Origin of the sequence: Shewanella sp. M16, from assembly GCF_018224605.1 — a bacterium.
Taxonomy (GTDB): domain Bacteria; phylum Pseudomonadota; class Gammaproteobacteria; order Enterobacterales; family Shewanellaceae; genus Shewanella; species Shewanella oncorhynchi.
The window spans coordinates 225,567-243,331 of record NZ_JAGTUL010000003.1; the positions used below are offsets into that span (position 1 = coordinate 225,567).

General features: G+C 44.9%; 15 protein-coding genes and 1 riboswitch. Of the genes, 10 read left to right on the forward strand and 5 right to left on the reverse strand.

What is annotated here, in order from left to right; translation table 11 throughout:
• Positions 1-170: 170 nt before the first annotated feature.
• Positions 171-2,483 (forward strand): S9 family peptidase, encoded by a 2,313-nt coding sequence (locus KFE26_RS03485; RefSeq protein ID WP_212599667.1) that lies wholly within the window; start codon positions 171-173, stop codon positions 2,481-2,483.
• 90 nt (positions 2,484-2,573) lie between these two features.
• Here KFE26_RS03485 and arcA read toward each other — a convergent pair whose 3' ends face one another.
• Positions 2,574-3,290 carry a two-component system response regulator ArcA gene (arcA, locus tag KFE26_RS03490; RefSeq protein WP_006080127.1) on the reverse strand — a complete coding sequence of 239 codons (717 nt, stop codon included), beginning with the start codon at positions 3,288-3,290 and terminating at the stop codon, positions 2,574-2,576.
• A gap of 588 nt (positions 3,291-3,878) precedes the next feature.
• On the opposite strand from arcA, the gene KFE26_RS03495 reads away from it, so the two are divergent.
• From KFE26_RS03495 to KFE26_RS03505, 3 genes are all read left to right on the forward strand, one after another.
• Complete coding sequence (locus KFE26_RS03495; RefSeq protein ID WP_173247481.1) at positions 3,879-4,313, forward strand: DUF3293 domain-containing protein; 435 nt, start codon at positions 3,879-3,881, stop codon at positions 4,311-4,313.
• A gap of 100 nt (positions 4,314-4,413) precedes the next feature.
• A riboswitch (Lysine riboswitch) is annotated at positions 4,414-4,588 on the forward strand.
• Positions 4,589-4,738: 150 nt separating this feature from the next.
• A complete protein-coding gene (gene lysC / locus KFE26_RS03500; protein WP_212599668.1) occupies positions 4,739-6,094 on the forward strand; it encodes a lysine-sensitive aspartokinase 3 in 1,356 nt (451 codons plus the stop codon).
• A 1-nt stretch (position 6,095) separates the two neighbouring features.
• A complete protein-coding gene (locus KFE26_RS03505) occupies positions 6,096-7,229 on the forward strand; it encodes a succinylglutamate desuccinylase/aspartoacylase family protein (RefSeq protein WP_212599669.1) in 1,134 nt (377 codons plus the stop codon).
• Positions 7,230-7,326: 97 nt separating this feature from the next.
• Here the strand turns inward: KFE26_RS03505 and KFE26_RS03510 are convergent, their stop codons facing one another.
• Complete coding sequence (locus KFE26_RS03510) at positions 7,327-8,292, reverse strand: zinc transporter ZntB (RefSeq protein WP_212599670.1); 966 nt, start codon at positions 8,290-8,292, stop codon at positions 7,327-7,329.
• 196 nt (positions 8,293-8,488) lie between these two features.
• Here KFE26_RS03510 and KFE26_RS03515 point away from each other — a divergent pair, with 196 nt between their 5' ends.
• Positions 8,489-8,863 (forward strand): YacL family protein, encoded by a 375-nt coding sequence (locus KFE26_RS03515; protein WP_105250233.1) that lies wholly within the window; start codon positions 8,489-8,491, stop codon positions 8,861-8,863.
• A 91-nt stretch (positions 8,864-8,954) separates the two neighbouring features.
• Here the strand turns inward: KFE26_RS03515 and KFE26_RS03520 are convergent, their stop codons facing one another.
• Together KFE26_RS03520 and narQ are read right to left on the reverse strand one after the other, a co-directional pair.
• On the reverse strand, positions 8,955-9,584 hold the full coding sequence (locus KFE26_RS03520; RefSeq protein WP_105250232.1) for a response regulator: 630 nt from the start codon (positions 9,582-9,584) through the stop codon (positions 8,955-8,957).
• Positions 9,577-11,412, reverse strand: coding sequence for a nitrate/nitrite two-component system sensor histidine kinase NarQ (gene narQ / locus KFE26_RS03525; RefSeq protein WP_212599671.1), 1,836 nt, complete (start codon positions 11,410-11,412; stop codon positions 9,577-9,579). The genes KFE26_RS03520 and narQ overlap by 8 nt, the downstream gene beginning before the upstream one ends.
• Positions 11,413-11,637: 225 nt before the next feature.
• Between narQ and nrfA the strand changes: the two genes are divergently transcribed.
• Entirely contained in the window at positions 11,638-13,041 is a 1,404-nt protein-coding gene (gene nrfA, locus KFE26_RS03530) for an ammonia-forming nitrite reductase cytochrome c552 subunit (protein WP_113939112.1), read from the forward strand.
• A gap of 155 nt (positions 13,042-13,196) precedes the next feature.
• On the opposite strand, the gene KFE26_RS03535 is transcribed toward nrfA, so the two are convergent.
• A complete protein-coding gene (locus tag KFE26_RS03535) occupies positions 13,197-13,739 on the reverse strand; it encodes a hydrolase (RefSeq protein WP_168824640.1) in 543 nt (180 codons plus the stop codon).
• A 344-nt stretch (positions 13,740-14,083) separates the two neighbouring features.
• On the opposite strand from KFE26_RS03535, the gene KFE26_RS03540 reads away from it, so the two are divergent.
• The 4 genes from KFE26_RS03540 (at position 14,084) to KFE26_RS03555 (ending at position 17,521) form a co-directional block, all read left to right on the forward strand.
• Positions 14,084-14,422 carry a P-II family nitrogen regulator gene (locus KFE26_RS03540; RefSeq protein WP_028761800.1) on the forward strand — a complete coding sequence of 113 codons (339 nt, stop codon included), beginning with the start codon at positions 14,084-14,086 and terminating at the stop codon, positions 14,420-14,422.
• 10 nt (positions 14,423-14,432) lie between these two features.
• A complete protein-coding gene (locus KFE26_RS03545) occupies positions 14,433-15,683 on the forward strand; it encodes an ammonium transporter (protein ID WP_028761801.1) in 1,251 nt (416 codons plus the stop codon).
• Between the two features lie 178 nt (positions 15,684-15,861).
• Positions 15,862-16,200 carry a hypothetical protein gene (locus KFE26_RS03550; protein WP_131525189.1) on the forward strand — a complete coding sequence of 113 codons (339 nt, stop codon included), beginning with the start codon at positions 15,862-15,864 and terminating at the stop codon, positions 16,198-16,200.
• Positions 16,201-16,327: 127 nt separating this feature from the next.
• Positions 16,328-17,521: a tetratricopeptide repeat protein gene (locus KFE26_RS03555; RefSeq protein ID WP_212599672.1), complete on the forward strand. Its 1,194-nt coding sequence runs from the start codon at positions 16,328-16,330 to the stop codon at positions 17,519-17,521.
• Positions 17,522-17,765 lie beyond the last annotated feature (244 nt).

A 17,765-nucleotide genomic window follows, 5' to 3' on the forward strand; every position in this document is an offset into this window, starting at 1 on the left:
TTTTAGCGAATATTGGGGCTTTTTGGGATTATTTGGATTGAGCTTGGCGCAAGGGCCTAATTTGTATCGGCATATTGCATGCTCTTTCTATTTATAGGCGGCCTCTGGCACAATGTCGGCTTGTTTTTAATCGCTGACATCTTAGGCGATTATGCTCCCAAGGAATAATAATGATTAAAAATAGGTTAACTTGGTTCCCTGCGTGCTCACTTAAGGTGCGCGCCGTTCCCCTACTGATAGCGAGCCAAATGGCCATGATTTCGACAGCTATGTTTTCAATTACCCCAGCTTATGCAATGGAAGGCGGCAAACTGCCACTGACGATTGAGCGAATGAACGCCTCGCCCGCCTTAGCGGGCACCAGTCCTCGAGGTTTGAAATTGTCACCCGATGGTCAGCGTGTCACTTATCTTGCGGGCCGTAAAGACAATCAAAACTTTTATGATCTCTGGCAGATGGATGTAAAGACGGGTAAATCTAGCCTATTGCTCAATGCCGATAAGTTGGCAAGCAATGAATTATCCGATGAAGAAAAAGCCCGCCGCGAGCGCCAACGTATTTATGGCGAAGGCATTATGGAGTACTTCTGGGCCGATGATAGCCAAGCGCTATTAATTCCGGCTGCTGGTAATCTGTATTATTTTTCATTAGTGGATAACAGTGTCAGCCAACTTCCCATTGGCGAAGGGTTTGCCACAGATGCGCGCCTATCGCCTAAGGGGCATTTTGTGTCTTTTGTGCGGGACCAAAATTTGTATGTGTTAGATCTGTCGACCAAAAAACTTCAAGCTATGACAACCGATGGCGGCGGGGCAATTAAAAATGCCATGGCCGAGTTTGTCGCTCAGGAGGAAATGGATCGCATGACAGGTTATTGGTGGGCGCCCGATGAATCGGCCATCGCCTTTACCCGTATTGATGAGTCCGGTGTCGAGCAAGTAACCCGTAACGAAATCTATGCTGACGGTATTAAACTTACTGAGCAGCGCTATCCCTATGCCGGCAAAAACAACGTCGATATCGCCCTCGGTGTGGTCACGTTAAAAGATAAGGCTATCAATTGGGTGACCCTGCGCGAAGAGAATAGCGCAGACAAGAGCAAAGATATTTACCTGCCGCGGGTCGATTGGTTGCCCGATAGTAAACATTTGTCGTTCCAGTGGCAGAGCCGCGATCAACATAAGCTAGATTTGCAACTGGTGGCGTTAGACTCGCTGACTAAGCCAAAAACCTTAGTGAAAGAACGCAGTAACGCTTGGGTGAACCTCAATAACGATCTGCACTTTTTAAAACAACAATCGGCTTTTATTTGGGCATCTGAGCGTGACGGCTTTAATCATCTGTATCTTTTTGACTTAAAAGGCAAACTTAAAACCCAATTGACTCAGGGCGAGTGGGCTGTCGATGCGTTGGAATACATAGATGAAACCGCTGGTTGGGTATATTTCACTGGCCGCAAAGATACGCCAATCGAGAAACAACTTTATCGCGTGCCTTTAGCGGGTGGCAAGGTTGAGCGGGTAAGCAAGCAAGCGGGCATGCACGATCCTGTGTTTGCCGACAATCAAAGTGTGTATCTGGATTATTTCAATAGCTTATCTCAGCCACCGCAGATCAGTTTACACGGTGACAAGGGCCAGCAACTGGCTTGGGTTGAGCAAAATGAAGTCAAGCAAGGCCATCCTTTATATGACTATGCGGGTCTGTGGCAAATCCCTGAATTTGGTGAACTAAAAGCCGAAGATGGCCAAGTGTTACAAACCCGTTTATTCAAACCTGTTCCCTTCGATGCGAGCAAGAAATACCCTGTCGTAGTGCGGGTTTACGGTGGGCCGCACGCACAGTTAGTGACTAACAGTTGGAGCGAGCAAGACTATTTTACCCAGTATCTGGTTCAACAAGGCTATGTGGTGTTCCAGTTGGATAACCGCGGCAGCGCCCACAGGGGGACAAAGTTTGAGCAAGTGATTTACCGTCACTTGGGTGAAGCTGAAGTCAAGGATCAAAAAGTGGGAGTGGACTATTTACGCAGTCTGCCATTTGTCGATGCCGATAATGTGGCAATTTACGGCCACAGTTACGGTGGTTATATGGCCTTGATGAGTTTATTTAAGGCGCCGGATTACTTTAAAGCCGCGATTTCGGGTGCACCTGTAACCGACTGGCGCTTATATGACACCCATTATACTGAGCGTTATTTAGCTCATCCCGAGGGGAATGAAAAGGGTTATGAAGCCAGCAGTGTGTTCCCTTATGTGAAAAACTATCAAGCGGGTTTGTTGATGTATCACGGCATGGCCGATGATAACGTCTTGTTTGAAAACAGCACTCGGATTTATAAGGCGTTGCAGGATGAGGGCAAGCTGTTCCAGATGATCGATTATCCTGGATCTAAACATTCGATGCGTGGCGAGAAAGTGCGTAATCACTTATATCGCTCACTGGCCGATTTCCTCGATAGGCAGTTGAAAAACGCCAAATAGCAGGCATAAAAAAAACCAGATCCTAGGATCTGGTTTTTTGTGAGTCGATTCTTATCAAACCAATTAATGCGGATGTCGCTTAGCGGGCGATTAGCCTTCTAAGTTACCGCAAAAACGATAGCCTTCACCGTGAATAGTCGCGATGATTTCTGGCGTATCTGGCAAGCTTTCGAAATGCTTACGGATACGACGGATAGTCACGTCTACAGTACGATCGTGTGGCTTAAGTTCACGGCCAGTCATTTTCATCAGTAGATCGGCACGAGTCAAAATTTTGCCTGGGTTTTCAACAAAGTGCAGCATAGCGCGGAACTCGCTACGTGGCAGTTTGTAAGATTCACCCTGTGGGCTCACTAATGAACGGCTGTTGATCTCTAAGCTCCAATCATTGAAGCGGTAGTATTCTACTGAGCTCTTTTCTTCGACTTCGGCACCAGCGCTGTTGACACGAGTCAGAAGGTTACGAGCACGAATCGTTAATTCACGTGGGTTGAACGGCTTGGTAATATAATCGTCCGCGCCAATTTCAAGTCCAAGAATTTTGTCGACTTCGTTGTCACGACCTGTCAGGAAGATTAGGCCGATGTTGTTGATTTCACGTAGTTCACGTGCCAACAATAGACCATTCTTACCTGGCAAGTTAATGTCCATAACGACCAAGTTAATTTTGTTTTCCTGCATAGCCTTATGCATTTCTGCGCCATCATTGGCCTCAGTTACCACATACCCTTCTGCCTCGAAAATACTTCTCAGCGTGTTACGGGTAACGGCTTCATCTTCAACGATCAGAATGTGCGGATTTTGCATATTATTTACCTAAATTTTAATCAGTTTATACTAACCAATAAGAGCAACTTACTTCGGGCTCTTATATTCATAAAAGCGTTGATACTTCCTTGAACTGCTTTGTGCTCAAAAGGAAAATCTTTACGGTGACATCTATATCTGGATGTAGATTAAGTGCACGTTTAAGTGTAATACGAGAAAACGTAATCAGTACCAACTTCGATAAGCAATAGTTAGAATAAGTTCCTTAACTATTGTTTTTTTTAAATGTTTAAAAGACAAATCAAATGTAGAACAGATTTTAAACAGATGCCCGGTCAGTTCACGTTACTTTAAGCGATATATGTAACAAACTGTATTGAACGATAAGCATCTTGCTCAATCTGTTTCAACTCACCAGTACGTACATTGTACTCGTTTTAGTCATTTGTTAACAAATGAAATGTTAACAAATTTTAGGTGAGCAGGGGTTTTTACCATGATATTTACTTTAGCTATTGATTAGTATAACTAATGTATTTCTTATTCCTGTGAGCCAGTTCACGCCTCTTTGGATTTTACAATCACTCTGCTACACTAGCTTGGGTTCATTTTTCGACTAGACTACCAATGGACAATACGACTCAAAATTTGTGGCAATGTTACCAAGCGCCGTTGTTTTTGCTGACTCAAGCATTATCCTGTGATTTTTCCTTTGCTGTTATTACCGCTCATAATCCCGCTTCAAAGCTTCTCTCTCCTAGCCAAAACCGTTTACTCGATCGCCAACTTCTCCGTGAAATTGAATTACTCGGTAGCCCTTATCGTGCTTTAGTGGGCGCTGCACCGGATTTATCCCACATGGAAAAAAGTTGGGCCGTGTTTATCGATAGAACGATGGCATTGCAATTGGGTAAGAAATTTAATCAATATGCGATTTATGTTGTCGAACAAGGGGATGTGAGCTTAGTGCCTTGCACCTTGGATGGACATGATGAAGTGTGTTTAGGCAAATTTAGAGATTATGTGCAGCTGGTATACGAGCTACCCGATTTGAACATTTAGTTGTTTTCAAAAGATTTTATTTAAATTGTTCATTTGTTATGAAATTAGCATTGACTTCATTAGGGGTTTATTGCTACTTTTTTCGTCCCTTTCCTAGGAAAGGAACAGAAGAGGAGCGTTAACTAGGTAGTCGGTCAGAGGAGCACAAACTCCAGCGATGACTGATGAGGGAGATTAGCGCCGAGGCATAGATATGGTTGCTGCATGTTTATGTCGGTCGCTCAGGCTGAATCCTGACGATTGTCACCTGTAATTGGTGGAGAGCTTCTGGTGACGATTGCTGTTTCCCTTCTTTTGGGGTGCGTTATCATTGAGCACCAGGCTCTTCGAACGAAGTCAGTTCGGAGTGTGATCATGTTAGTTAATCAATATCTTATTCAATTTGTGTTTATTTGTTGCCCTACGTGTTTCACGGAGGTGCGCTAATGTCCCTCGTTGTTGCAAAATTTGGTGGCACCTCAGTTGCCGACTATAACGCTATGAATCGCTGTGCCGACATAGTGTTAGCTAATCCTCATTGTCGTTTAGTCGTGGTCAGCGCTTCGAGCGGCGTGACGAATCTACTAGTGGAATTGACCCAAGAATCGATCAACGACGATGGCCGATTACAGCGATTAAAACAAATTGCCCAAATTCAATATGCGATTTTAGATAAGCTCGGTCGTCCTAACGATGTGGCCGCCGCATTAGATAAATTATTGAGTCGCATGTCGGTATTGAGTGAAGCGCTCGCATCACAACGCAGCAAAGCGACTATGGATGAGTTGTTGTCCCTCGGTGAGCAATGTTCTTCGGCGTTGTTTTCGGCGGTGATCCGCGAGAAAGGTGTCAACTCAAGTGCCTTCGATGTGCGCCGAGTATTACGTACTGACAGCCACTTTGGCCGCGCTGAACCTCAGGTTGAACAGATTGCGACTTTAGCTCGTGATTATCTACAGCCACTGTTAGCGGAGCAAGTGATTGTGACACAAGGCTTTATCGGTGCTGATGACGCCGGTCAAACGACAACGTTAGGTCGCGGCGGTAGTGATTATTCTGCTGCGCTGTTAGCTGAAGCGTTACGCGCCTCAGCGGTCGAGATTTGGACTGATGTCGCTGGGATTTATACAACCGATCCGCGTCTTGCGCCCAATGCCTTTCCGATTGCCGAGATCAGTTTCAATGAAGCTGCCGAGATGGCGACCTTTGGTGCCAAGGTATTGCATCCAGCGACTATTCTTCCTGCCGTTCGTCAGCAAATTCAAGTGTTTGTGGGTTCAAGTAAAGAGCCTGAAAAGGGCGGAACTTGGATCCGTCATCAAGTGGAAGATGCGCCCGTATTCCGCGCTGTGGCTTTGCGCCGCGATCAAACCCTATTAAATCTTCACAGCTTGCAAATGTTGCATGCTCAGGGCTTTTTAGCGGAAACCTTTGCGACATTAGCGCGACATAAGATCAGTGTGGATTTGATTACCACATCAGAAGTGAATGTGTCTCTAACCCTCGATAAAACTGGTTCAGATTCGAGTGGTCAAGGTCTGTTGAGTGAGGCATTGCTGCAAGAATTATCACAGCATTGTCGTGTGCGAGTTGAAGATGGATTGGCCTTAGTGGCGATTATAGGTAACCGCATCGCGACGACGCCGGGTATTTGTCGCCGTGTGTTTGAAGTGTTAGAGCCACACAATGTGCGGATGATTTGCCAAGGCGCCAGCCCACATAATCTGTGTGTGTTAGTGGCCGAAGCGGAAGCGGCGCAAGTGGTTAAATCGCTGCATCAAAATCTGTTCGAAGGCGTTTAGTATGTTGCCGACAACATCGTCTCTGCAAATCGGGGAGCTTGCCGCAGGGCAAGCACTCACTTTGCCTATCTACCATTTCAAACCGAGTGACGAGAAGGCGACTGGCCCCAAAGTGTATATTCAGGCCAATGTCCACGGTGCTGAAGTACAAGGGAATGCGGTGATTTATCAGTTGATGAAGCAGCTTGAACACTGTGACATCCGCGGCGAAATCACCTTAGTGCCATTGGCCAATCCACTCGGGATCAACCAAAAAAGTGGTGAGTTTACCCTTGGCCGATTTGATCCTATTACGGGCGCGAATTGGAATCGTGAGTATTTGAATCATGCTATTGATTTGCCGACTTGGTATGGCGAACATGCCAAGCTGAGTGATAGCGAGCTGCTCCAAGCCTATCGCAGTACTTTGGTAGAAGCCTGTCAGCAAAAATTGCGTCATGAATGGGGTATCACCACGGGTCATAGACTTGCGGTTAACCTGCAGATTATGGCCCATGGCGCGGATATAGTGCTCGATCTGCACACAGGTCCTAAGTCTTGTAAGCACTTGTATTGTCCTGAATATGACTTAGCTGCTGCGCAGTTTTTGTCGATCCCTTATACGCTCATTATCCCCAATGCCTTTGGTGGCGCCATGGATGAGGCTGCGTTTTGTCCTTGGTGGCAATTGAGTGATTTTGCAAAATCTCAAGGGCGCGATTTAGGGGTTGCAGTGTCAGCGTTAACCTTGGAATTGGCGAGCCAAGAGCGCGTCTGTCTTGAGGATGCACGGGTTGATGCACAAGGAATTTTGGCATATTTAAGCCACCGAGGCGTGATCGCTGAAACCGTTGCACCCGCTAAAATGCAGCGCTTTGGTTGTTACCTTAAGGACTATAAAAAGTATCACGCGCCAAGTTCTGGGTTAGTGGAATACCTCGCGCCTGTGGGTGAACCACTGGCAGCGGGACAGCCCTTAGTGAATTTACTGCGTATGGATTTATACGGTACAGCGGATGAGCTAAAGACGGTCAGTTTGCCGCAGGACTGCGTGCCGATTTTGCACTTTGCTTCGGCGTCAGTGCACCAAGGAACTGAGCTTTATAAAGTGATGACCAATGTGTTTGAGTTGCCGACATTCCAGCCTAAATCATAAAAATTAGCTCGTAAGCATTAGCCCATAACAATTAGCTTATCGGACTGAGAGAAAACAACGCCAATCCTAATCGATTGGCTTTGTTGTTTTAAGGTGGCTATAACCACTTAAATCGATAAAACAGCGCCATTTGCAGGGCGACGAGTGAGATTAATATGCCGCAGAAGGTGGCGAAGGCCCAAGTGTTGTCCGCGCCCGGTATCCCGCCAATATTGACCCCAAGTAAGCCTGTTAAAAAGCCTAGCGGTAAGAAGATTGCTGACACTAAGGATAAGAAGTATAAGCGTTTGTTGAGTTGCTCCGACTGCTGACTGAGTAATTCTTCTTGAGTCACATTGGCCCTATCGCGCAGGGCATCGAGATCTTCAATGGTGCGGATAAGTTTATCGTTTGTTTCCCTCAGCTTGAGTCGCTCAGTATCTTTAAATAGACTGAATTGCTCTGAAATCATTTTCGAGAATGCTTCGCGCTGTGGGGCTAAATAGCGGCGAATGGCCACAGTTTGACGGCGCAGTTCGGCGATATCGGTACGTAAGTCTTTCACATTGCCTGAGACGACGAGCTCTTCTAAATCAGAGAGCTGTTCTTCCAATTTATCAATAAACTCGACTTTACGATTGGTCAGTCGCTCGCAGATTGCGACGATAAAGTCCCCCGTAGTTGTAGGCCCATTTCCCTCAAGGATCAGCTCGGCGACATCTTTGACCGACTGTAACTCGCGATCGCAGGTGGAAATGATCCGCTGTTTATCGGCATAGATACGCACTGCCACCATGTCTTCTGGAGCAGAATTTGGGTTGAGGTTAACGCCGCGTAATGCGAGTAATATGCCTTCACCTGTAATCACAGCGCGGGGGCGAGTGTCTTGGGCGAGTAGGGCATCACTTTCGACCTTAGGCAGACCGCTATTGAGTATCCAGTGGCGTGCCTTTTTATTGCGATAGCGAAGGTGTAACCAGAGTAGGCCATCCTGAGGATCCCATTTTTCGATCTGTTCTAGGCTCAAGGAGGAACCCGCTTGGGCGCCGCTTAGCACTAAACTGTAGATAAATCCTTCGTGCATATCGCATTCCATTTAACTTTCAAAATCATCCAAACAAACTAACTGATTTTGTCATGAAAATGAAGTCAGTACTTATGCTTAACGACATGAGACAAACGTAAATTGACATAAATTTGATGTGCTGAGGGATGCAAGCAACTTAGCCAAGGATAGGTTAAAATTAGCATTAGTAGGCTTAGATCAAAGAGACAATAAAATGGAATACGAATTTCGGCGTAACAGTTTAACTGGCACTTTTTTGGCTAGCTTTAGCATGGATCATGAAGTGCTTGGGCAATGGTTTACGGAAGAATTAGGGACTGAGTTAGCTAAAATTCAGCAAGTGTTGGGTGTGATAAAAGAAATTCAAGCCGATAAACGAGGTTCATGGCGTCTTGTTGGTAATGATTTTACCTTAGAGTTAGAGCGTGAACAGGCGCGAGTGTTTGCCAATACCTTAGGCTTTGAGCAAGAATATGAATTGGAAGAGGCTATGTCACTCTATGATGCTGAGTCAGAAGCTTATTGTGGCCTAGAGGATTTTGAGCAGGCGCTATTGAGTTGGCAGCAATTTATTGAGAAAGGTTTGTAATCATTTATTTAATCTCTATTTGATAAAAACATAAAGGCAATCATGGGATTGCCTTTATTGTTTGCGTGATACCAAGCTTATTTTCGTATCTTTAATTATTTAGGTAGCGCACCGCCATTTCGGTTCTCGATTTAGCATTGGCTTTACGCAGTAGGTTTTTCACGTGCACTTTAACTGTGCCTTCACTAATGTGTAAATGCTCTGAAATCATGCGATTACTTAAGCCTTCCGCCAGTTGCTGTAGAATTTGCAACTCCCTTGGGGTCAGGCTTGAAATCCATTCTTGTTCATCGGTCGCATCTTTAAGTTCGTAAAGATATTCCTCTACTTCATCGCTGATCACCCTGTGGCCAAGCATGGCATTTTTGAGTTTTTCGAGCAGCAAATCTGGCTCAGTATCTTTGAGCAAATAGCCGTCGGCTCCAGCGCGAAGTAAACGGATAACATCCTGTTTTGCATCTGAAACGGTGAGAATTACTATGCGTGAGGTAACACCTTCTTGGCGCATGGCGTTGAGGGTATCTAGGCCTGTCATGCCTTTCATATTCAGATCGAGCAATATGATGTCGGGTTCATCGGTGACCACTGCGGTTAATGCGTCTAAACCACTACCGGCTTCGCCAAATAGGCTGAAGTCAGGATCTGAAGCGATGAGCTGGCAGATGCCTTTGCGCAAGAGGGGATGGTCATCGACCACTAGTACTGAATAAGGTTTACCCATTTGAAGGCTCCTGTTGAGATGGGAAAATAAGCGTCACTCTAGTGCCACTTGACCCCTTGCTGTGCTGCATAAGGTTTAATGGGCTGTTAGGGTTGAGTGCGTCGTCTTGTGCATTGCATCCTTGCTCAGTCGTGGTTGCCATAGCAGGTTTAAATCTCTTTAAATCATTGTCGCTGAACACGACTTTACCTGAAAGCTTACTGGCTCGTTCATGCATTATACCTATGCCAAAATGTTGATCTCGTTCTTTTAAATGTCCAATACCTATGCCGTTATCACAAACATCAATATTGACCATACCCTCGTCATCCTTATAGCAATGGATGTTAATGAGGCTGGCCTCAGCATGTTTGATGGCGTTTAACGTCGCTTCTCGCGTGATCTGCAGTATGTGGATGTGTTGCTTTGCCTCTAGCCATTGTGGCGCAAGTTTATAGTCTAAGGTTATCTTTATATTCGTCTTTGTCCTGAGTTGCTCAAGCATAGCCTCTAAAGCACTTTTTAGATCGGGCTCTTTAATTGTGAGCCTAAAGGTGGATAGTAACTCCCTGAGCTGCACGTAGGCAGTGCTTACACCTTCGTTGATTTCGGTTAACTGCGCCTCAATGATTGGACTGCGGCAACTGCAATCTAAGTTTTTGCGTAATAAGCTAATTTGGATTTTTAGGAAAGATAGCACTTGACCTAAAGAGTCGTGCAGCTCTCGGGCAATTACGCCACGTTCCTCCATTAGCGCCAGTTGCTGTCTTTGCTCTGTGGCATTGTGGATCACGATTGAGCGCGTCAACATAATTGCGAAATTGTTAAACAAGGCGATATTGGGTGTTTGGTCGGCAATTAACTCTAAATAGCCTAAATTAGCCTGCTCAAATTGCAGTGGGAAACGGGTGCTCTCTTGAGTCATATCTGGCCAACCGCCATCGGCCTCAATCACTTCTAACTCTTGCTCTGGGTATTGAATGATGAGTCTTAGGTAGTCGAGTGATTCATAGCCTTTTAACTGATTCAGCGCCGCCTTGAGAGCCTTGTAATCGAGTTTATTTGCGTTTAATGTCAGTAGGTTATCATATAAGAATGCCAGCTCGTTGTTGGCCCTTGTCAGCGCTAAGGTTTTTTCTGCTACCTGCGATTCTAAGTTGCCATAAAGCGTCGCGAGTTCCTTCGCCGTTTTTTGTAGGGCATGGGTCAGCGCTGTAAGTTCAATATATTCGGTCTCGGGCATTTCTATTTCAAAATTACCCTTAGAAATCGTGTTGGCCGATTCCATCAGTTTTTGCAGCGGGATCACCACTTTCTTCTTTGTAAAACGCACGGCCACAAAAGCGATAATGAGCATGACGCCTAAGCCTAATATTTGGCTGGCGGCAAGGAGCCTGAGTTTAAAGGCGGCGTAGTGCTCCATCTCAAGCACCAGTAAATCAATGGTATCAACAAAGTCCTTCAGTGAGGCGACATAATCGCGGGAGTTTTCTTGTTCTATGTAGTGTTTCATCACCAGCCATTTATCGATGACAAGCTGATATTGAGCGGCAATTTCTGGCGGACTAAACCAACTTTCCGAGGGCTTTAATGTGTCGGAATAGAGCGTATTTTCGAATTCGGTGATTTTATCCTGCGCAGCATCACTGCCTGAGTTGGCGTAAAACATTAACCGATAGCTTTGCATCCTCAGCGACCCTGAGGCATTAATCGCCTTGGCGTCGCCTAAGCTGTAGGACAAATTGATGATAGCAAAAGTCGATAAACTACTAGAGAGCAGAATAAGTACTAACATTAATCCTAAGATTTTTGAGGTGAGACTACCTCGTTTCATTAATCCGCTGTTCATTTTGATGGCCGCTGTTATGGCACTTTGCAGTGGTTTTTACATTAGAAAATAATGTAATACATTAACAAAAGTATAGAAATGTGAACAACAACACCTTTACATTTTGATCTAGCGCAAACTTCAACCTAGATACCCCCTAAGAGGTATATTTTTAGCAGGGTTAAATCACTAAGTTTGACCATGGAGATGTCGTGATTTACAACAATAATGCAACACGGAGATGAGATGATGAAGAAGATGACAGGTAAGTCCTTTGCACTGAGTGCACTGGTTGCCGCCAGCTTCATGGCAGCGGGCGCAATGGCGAGTGATAAAACAGAGCCTCGCAACGAAGTTTATAAAGATAAATTTAAGAATCAATATAATAGCTGGCATGATACCGCAAAGAGTGAAGAACTTGTCGATGCGATTGGGCAGGATCCTAATATGGTGATCCTGTGGGCTGGCTATGCATTCGCAAAAGATTACAACGCTCCTCGCGGCCATATGTATGCCGTGACCGACGTGCGTAATACCCTACGTACTGGTGCGCCGAAAAATGCGGAAGATGGTCCATTGCCTATGGCATGTTGGAGCTGTAAGAGCCCTGATGTACCTCGCTTAATTGAAGAGCAAGGTGAAGATGGCTACTTCAAAGGTAAATGGGCTAAGGGTGGCCCTGAAGTCACTAACACCATTGGCTGTGGTGATTGTCATGAAAAAGGTTCACCAAAACTGCGGATCTCTCGTCCTTATGTAGACCGTGCAATGGATGCTATCGGTACGCCATTTGATAAAGCTTCGAAGAAAGACAAGCAATCTATGGTGTGCGGTCAGTGCCACGTTGAATACTATTTTGAGAAAAAAGAAGACAAAAAAGGTTTCGTCAAATTCCCTTGGGATATGGGCATAACTGTTGACCAGATGGAAGTTTACTACGACGGTATCGAGTTCTCCGATTGGACTCATGCGCTGTCTAAAACACCTATGTTAAAAGCGCAACATCCAGAGTATGAAACGTGGAAACTGGGTATTCATGGTAAAAATAATGTCAGTTGTGTTGACTGCCATATGCCAAAAGTGACTAGCCCTGAAGGTAAGAAATTTACCGATCATAAAGTGGGTAATCCATTTGACCGTTTCGAAGAAACCTGTGCAACTTGCCATAGCCAAACGAAAGAATTCTTAGTTGGCGTCACTAATGAACGTAAAGCTAAAGTTAAAGAAATGAAACTGAAAGCGGAAGAGCAATTAGTGAAAGCGCACTTCGAAGCTGCTAAAGCGTGGGAATTGGGTGCAACTGAAGCTGAAATGAAGCCTATCTTGACCGATATCCGTCATGCTCAATGGCGCTGGGACTTAGCGATTGCTTCCCATGGTGTTGCTGCTCATGCTCCTGAAGAAGCCCTACGTGTTTTAGGTACTTCAGTGAATAAAGCGGCCGATGCCCGAGTTAAGTTAGCACAGTTATTAGCGAAAAAAGGCATCACAGATCCAATCGCTATTCCTGATATCTCTACCAAAGCTAAGGCACAAGCAGCCTTAGGTATGGATATGGATAAGATGAATGCAGAGAAAGAAGCATTCAAGAAAGACATGTTACCTAAGTGGGATGAAGAAGCGAAAAAACGCGAAGCCACTTATAAGTAGGTTTTAATCAATCGCGGTTGAGTTTTCAATATGAGCTAACCCCTCATGTAAATAAAAGCCCTCGCTGACTCAGCGGGGGCTTTTTTATGGAAAAAAATATCGAGTAATGTCAGGCGTTGGTCATGCTGGCTGAAGAAATACCACGGGCTAAGTCGCTATTTGATCAGTTTTAATAATGCCCTAAAGCGCTCGCCTTGGGCTTGATGTTGTAATTCAAATAATAGCGATTCCACGTTAGTTAATAAGGCGCCTCTGGCCGTCATCATCTGAATACCCAGTTTTTTATTATCGGCACTGCGTGACGAGACGCCATCTGCGACGAGATGCACCGAATATTGCTGTTCGATAAGGTCACAACAGGTTTGGTAAACACACACATGGGTTTCAATACCCGCGAGTATGACGTGTTTGCGATTCGTCTTAGTTAATGCCTTTGCAAACGCGTCACAGTGCCAGCCGCTAAAATGCTGCTTGGCAATGGGTGAGCTTGTTTTCGCAAGTAAAGTTTGCAGCTCAGGGCTAGTTGCTCCGAGTTTATCGGGTAGCTGTTCTAACCACAGTATTGGAATTTCAAATAATTGTGCGCCTTGGATTAAGGTCTGTAGTTGTTGATGCAGCTTGTCACTGTTATCCATGATTTGTGCAAGTTTTCCTTGCACATCGACGATAACGAGAACACATTCTTCTGGTTTTAACATCGGGCCTTCCTTCTGCGCTTGATGATTGTCTTAGTGATGATCTTCGCTTTTGTTTAAGAGCTTGTGTTGTGATGCTCAGATTTCATCTCGATTTACGCTTCCCCCAGTAGACCCTAATTTAACCTTGTTACCAATAGGCCTAAGGTCGAATAGCTGTCGCACTTAAACTGCTCACTAAAAGAGTGCATCGCACCAGTTAGTGCTCGATTATGGTGCATTTTTAACCTTAAAAAATAGTGTTAAACAATTTAAATCAATAATAATCAATGGATTAAATTGTTGGCCTAATGATTGAATTACCTTTGATACAAGTTAATAACAATCGCGTTTTTTTGGAGGTCAGGATGAAACTAGTCAGCGCTATCATCAAGCCGTTTAAGTTGGATGATGTCCGTGAAGCTATCGCCGGAATTGGTATTGAGGGCATGACGGTGACCGAAGTGAAAGGTTTTGGCCGTCAGAAAGGGCATACAGAGTTGTATCGCGGCGCCGAGTATCAGGTGGATTTTTTGCCAAAAGTAAAACTAGAAATTGCCACTAAGGCTGAAAATCTCGACATGTTGATTGAGGCCATTACCACTGCGGCCCATACGGGGAAAATTGGTGACGGTAAGATCTTCGTCGTTGATTTAGAACATGCTATCCGTATCCGTACGGGTGAACTTGATACTGAAGCGCTATAAGGGGCTGACAATGGAAGAATTAACGAAATTAGGCGGCACAGTCACTGAACTACGCTTTGCACTCGATACCTTTTACTTTTTGATTTCTGGCGCTTTAGTCATGTGGATGGCGGCGGGATTCGCCATGTTAGAAGCGGGTTTAGTTCGCTCTAAAAATACCACTGAAATTTTAACTAAGAACGTTGTGCTGTACGCGATTGCCTGTGTGATGTATCTGTTGGTTGGCTATAACATCATGTATGTGGATAACACTGAAGGTGGCTGGTTACCGTCAATTGGCACCTTAATTGGTTCGCAATCAGCAGATGCGAGCCATGCATTAGAATCTGACTTCTTCTTCCAAGTTGTATTTGTGGCAACGGCGATGTCAATTGTCTCTGGTGCTGTGGCGGAACGGATGAAGTTGTGGGCTTTCTTGTTCTTTTCTGTGGTGATGACAGCGGTTATCTATCCAGTAGAAGGTTATTGGACTTGGGGCCAAGGTTTTATCGCTAAACTGGGCTTTGTAGACTTTGCTGGTAGCGGTATTGTGCATATGACGGGGGCGACCGCGGCGATTGCTGGCGTAATATTACTCGGTGCGCGTAAGGGTAAATACGGGCCTAATGGTCAAGTGAATCCTATTCCAGGCTCTAACTTGCCAATGGCAACCTTAGGTATGTTTATTCTGTGGATGGGCTGGTTTGGCTTTAACGGCGGATCGCAATTAATGGTGTCGGATGCGGCGAATGCAAGCTCAGTGGCGAAAGTGTTTGTGAATACCAATACTGCAGCTGCTTTTGGTGCTATCTCTGCGCTTATAGTGTGTAAGATGATTTGGGGCAAAGCGGATTTGACCATGATCCTTAACGGTATTTTGGCTGGATTAGTGGCGATTACGGCCGATCCTCTCTCGCCTTCATTGTTAATGGCGGGTGTGATTGGTTTAGTGGCGGGCGGCGTGGTGGTGTTCTCGATAGTGGGCTTAGATCGCATTAAGATCGACGATCCCGTAGGTGCGATTTCAGTACACGGTGTGGCTGGTTTCCTCGGCTTAATGTGTGTGCCATTATCCAATGCTAATGCAACTATTACCGGACAGTTGACGGGTGCAGCGATCATTTTCACTTGGGTGTTCTGCTCATCATTTGCAGTCTGGTATGTGATTAAGATAACCATGGGGATCCGTGTGACTGAGGAAGAAGAATACAACGGTATGGATGCTTCTGACTGCGGTATTGATGCCTATCCTGAGTTTGTTACGGTCAAAAATGCGGGCTGATTAAACTTGCACATTAATGCGTGATTCACCTTGATGCTTAGCTTGGATCGAGGGATAGTGAAGCAGAGCCTAGGCTCTGCTTTTTTATGGGTAATCACTGTGATTGAAGTTTAAGCACAGGGTAATAAGCTTAATTACTGAGCAATTCTGTTTTCTTGCATAAATTAAGGAGTGTTCTATGAGATTGAATATAAAAACAATAGGTCAATTTTTGCGACTAAGTCTTATCGTCATTTCTGGCTGGATATCGGTTTCAGCCTTTGCAGGAGAAGTGATCGTTAATCGCTCAAGTGAGCCTGTCGATGCCTTTGCCGTGCGTGATCAAGTGCTCAAGGATTTTGAATGGCAGGAGTCGCTTCGTCGCCAGCAGCAAATCCAAATTCTGCAGGCTTTACCCTCAGGTTGCGTTACGGTCATGAAACCCTATCGACATTTTACCTGTGGAGAGCATAACTATCGGCCGTATGATTATCAGCAGCGTGAGTTATACATAGAAGTTGACCGACCTTCACAATAGTTAATTCGTTAAATTATTTGCAATTATTTTCAATCGATCGCGATTATCATTTTTTGTAACCATTTTATGTCGTCTTTTTCGCCATTTGTAATAAGCTCAAATAGGAGCTAATGGTGTGGGAGGACGTATGTCGAAACTATTCCGAGCCGTATACTTGAGTACGATCTTGAGCGTTGTATTCAGTCAATTGTTTGCTTGTAGCTCGACGACCATTGAGCCTAATCCGTCGGATCTTGAGTCGTTACTTGCCGATTCACTGTTTACCCCTGTGGCCGATATTCCTTCTGTTGCGGATATCTTTTATCTGCCACCCGAGGTCGTGACAGACGTAAAACGTCGCTATGGGATATACACTTTGTCACACAATAACAACATGTTAGCCAATGAATGGTTAGCTAGTTATATCAATGCGAGTCAAACCAATAGCGCTAACATTGATTTTCGATATCAAGATAATCTGACCCAAATTGCCCGTGAAACCTACGCCCAAAAGGCGGGTAATTGCATGTCTTTAGTGGTCATGACTTCTGCGTTAGCGGACATATTGAATGTGAGTGCTGAGTATCAAGATATCGCGATAGAACCCGTATGGGATAAGCAAGGTGATTTTTATTTAATCAATGGGCATGTGAATTTACGCTTACTTCCACCTGAAAACGCACATTCAGTTTATGTGTCATCTACCGCAGTTTTAGTGGACTTTATGCCAGAGCGAGCTCTACGGGGATACGGTAAAACCCAAGTGGATCGGCAGACCTTAATCAGCATGTTTTACAACAATATGGCGGCAGAGTCTTTGGTGAACGGTGATTTAGACAGGGCCTATGCCTTGATTAAAGTGGGTTTAAAAGTCGGCCAGTTTGTTCCTTCACTCAACACGCTCGCCATTATTTACCGGCATAAAGGTGATGAAAAGCGGGCCGAACAGGTTTATCGCTATGCACTCAAGTTTGATGCGAAAAATCTGACAACGCTTTATAACTTAGCCTTGATTTTAGGGGAGCAGGGGCGGCTTGATGAATGGGCCGAAATTAATAAAGTGCTTGAATTAGCGCGAATACGTAATCCCTATTATTACTATGACATGGGGCAGCAAGCCTATGATGAGCATCAATACGATGAAGCCTTGGCTTGGTATCAAAGGGCGTTGGCAAAAGCGGATTATCGTCATGAGTTCTTCTTCGGTTTATCTAAAACCTACTGGGCGCTGGGGGACGAAAAGCGTGCCAAACTGAATATGGATAAAGCCTTGGCTTTGAGCCGAGATGAGTCAGAGCGTCAACGCTATCAGAGCAAGTTACAAGTCATGTTACAGCATTAGCATTTGCCCGCTCTTTTCTATAGAGAGCTGGCCATCAATTATGCTTATTACGGGTAAACATCTTTGCTTGCTAACATAGGGCACCTAAATACACTTGCAGCAAATATGTTTATTCCTTTTTATCCGCCATATTCGATTTTGTTAATCATGTTTCTTATTTTTATTTCACGCTATTGACGTTTATTATTCCTGTCTTTTATACACTTCTGACGTTGTCGACGAAGAGGTGAGTGTAGATGTACGT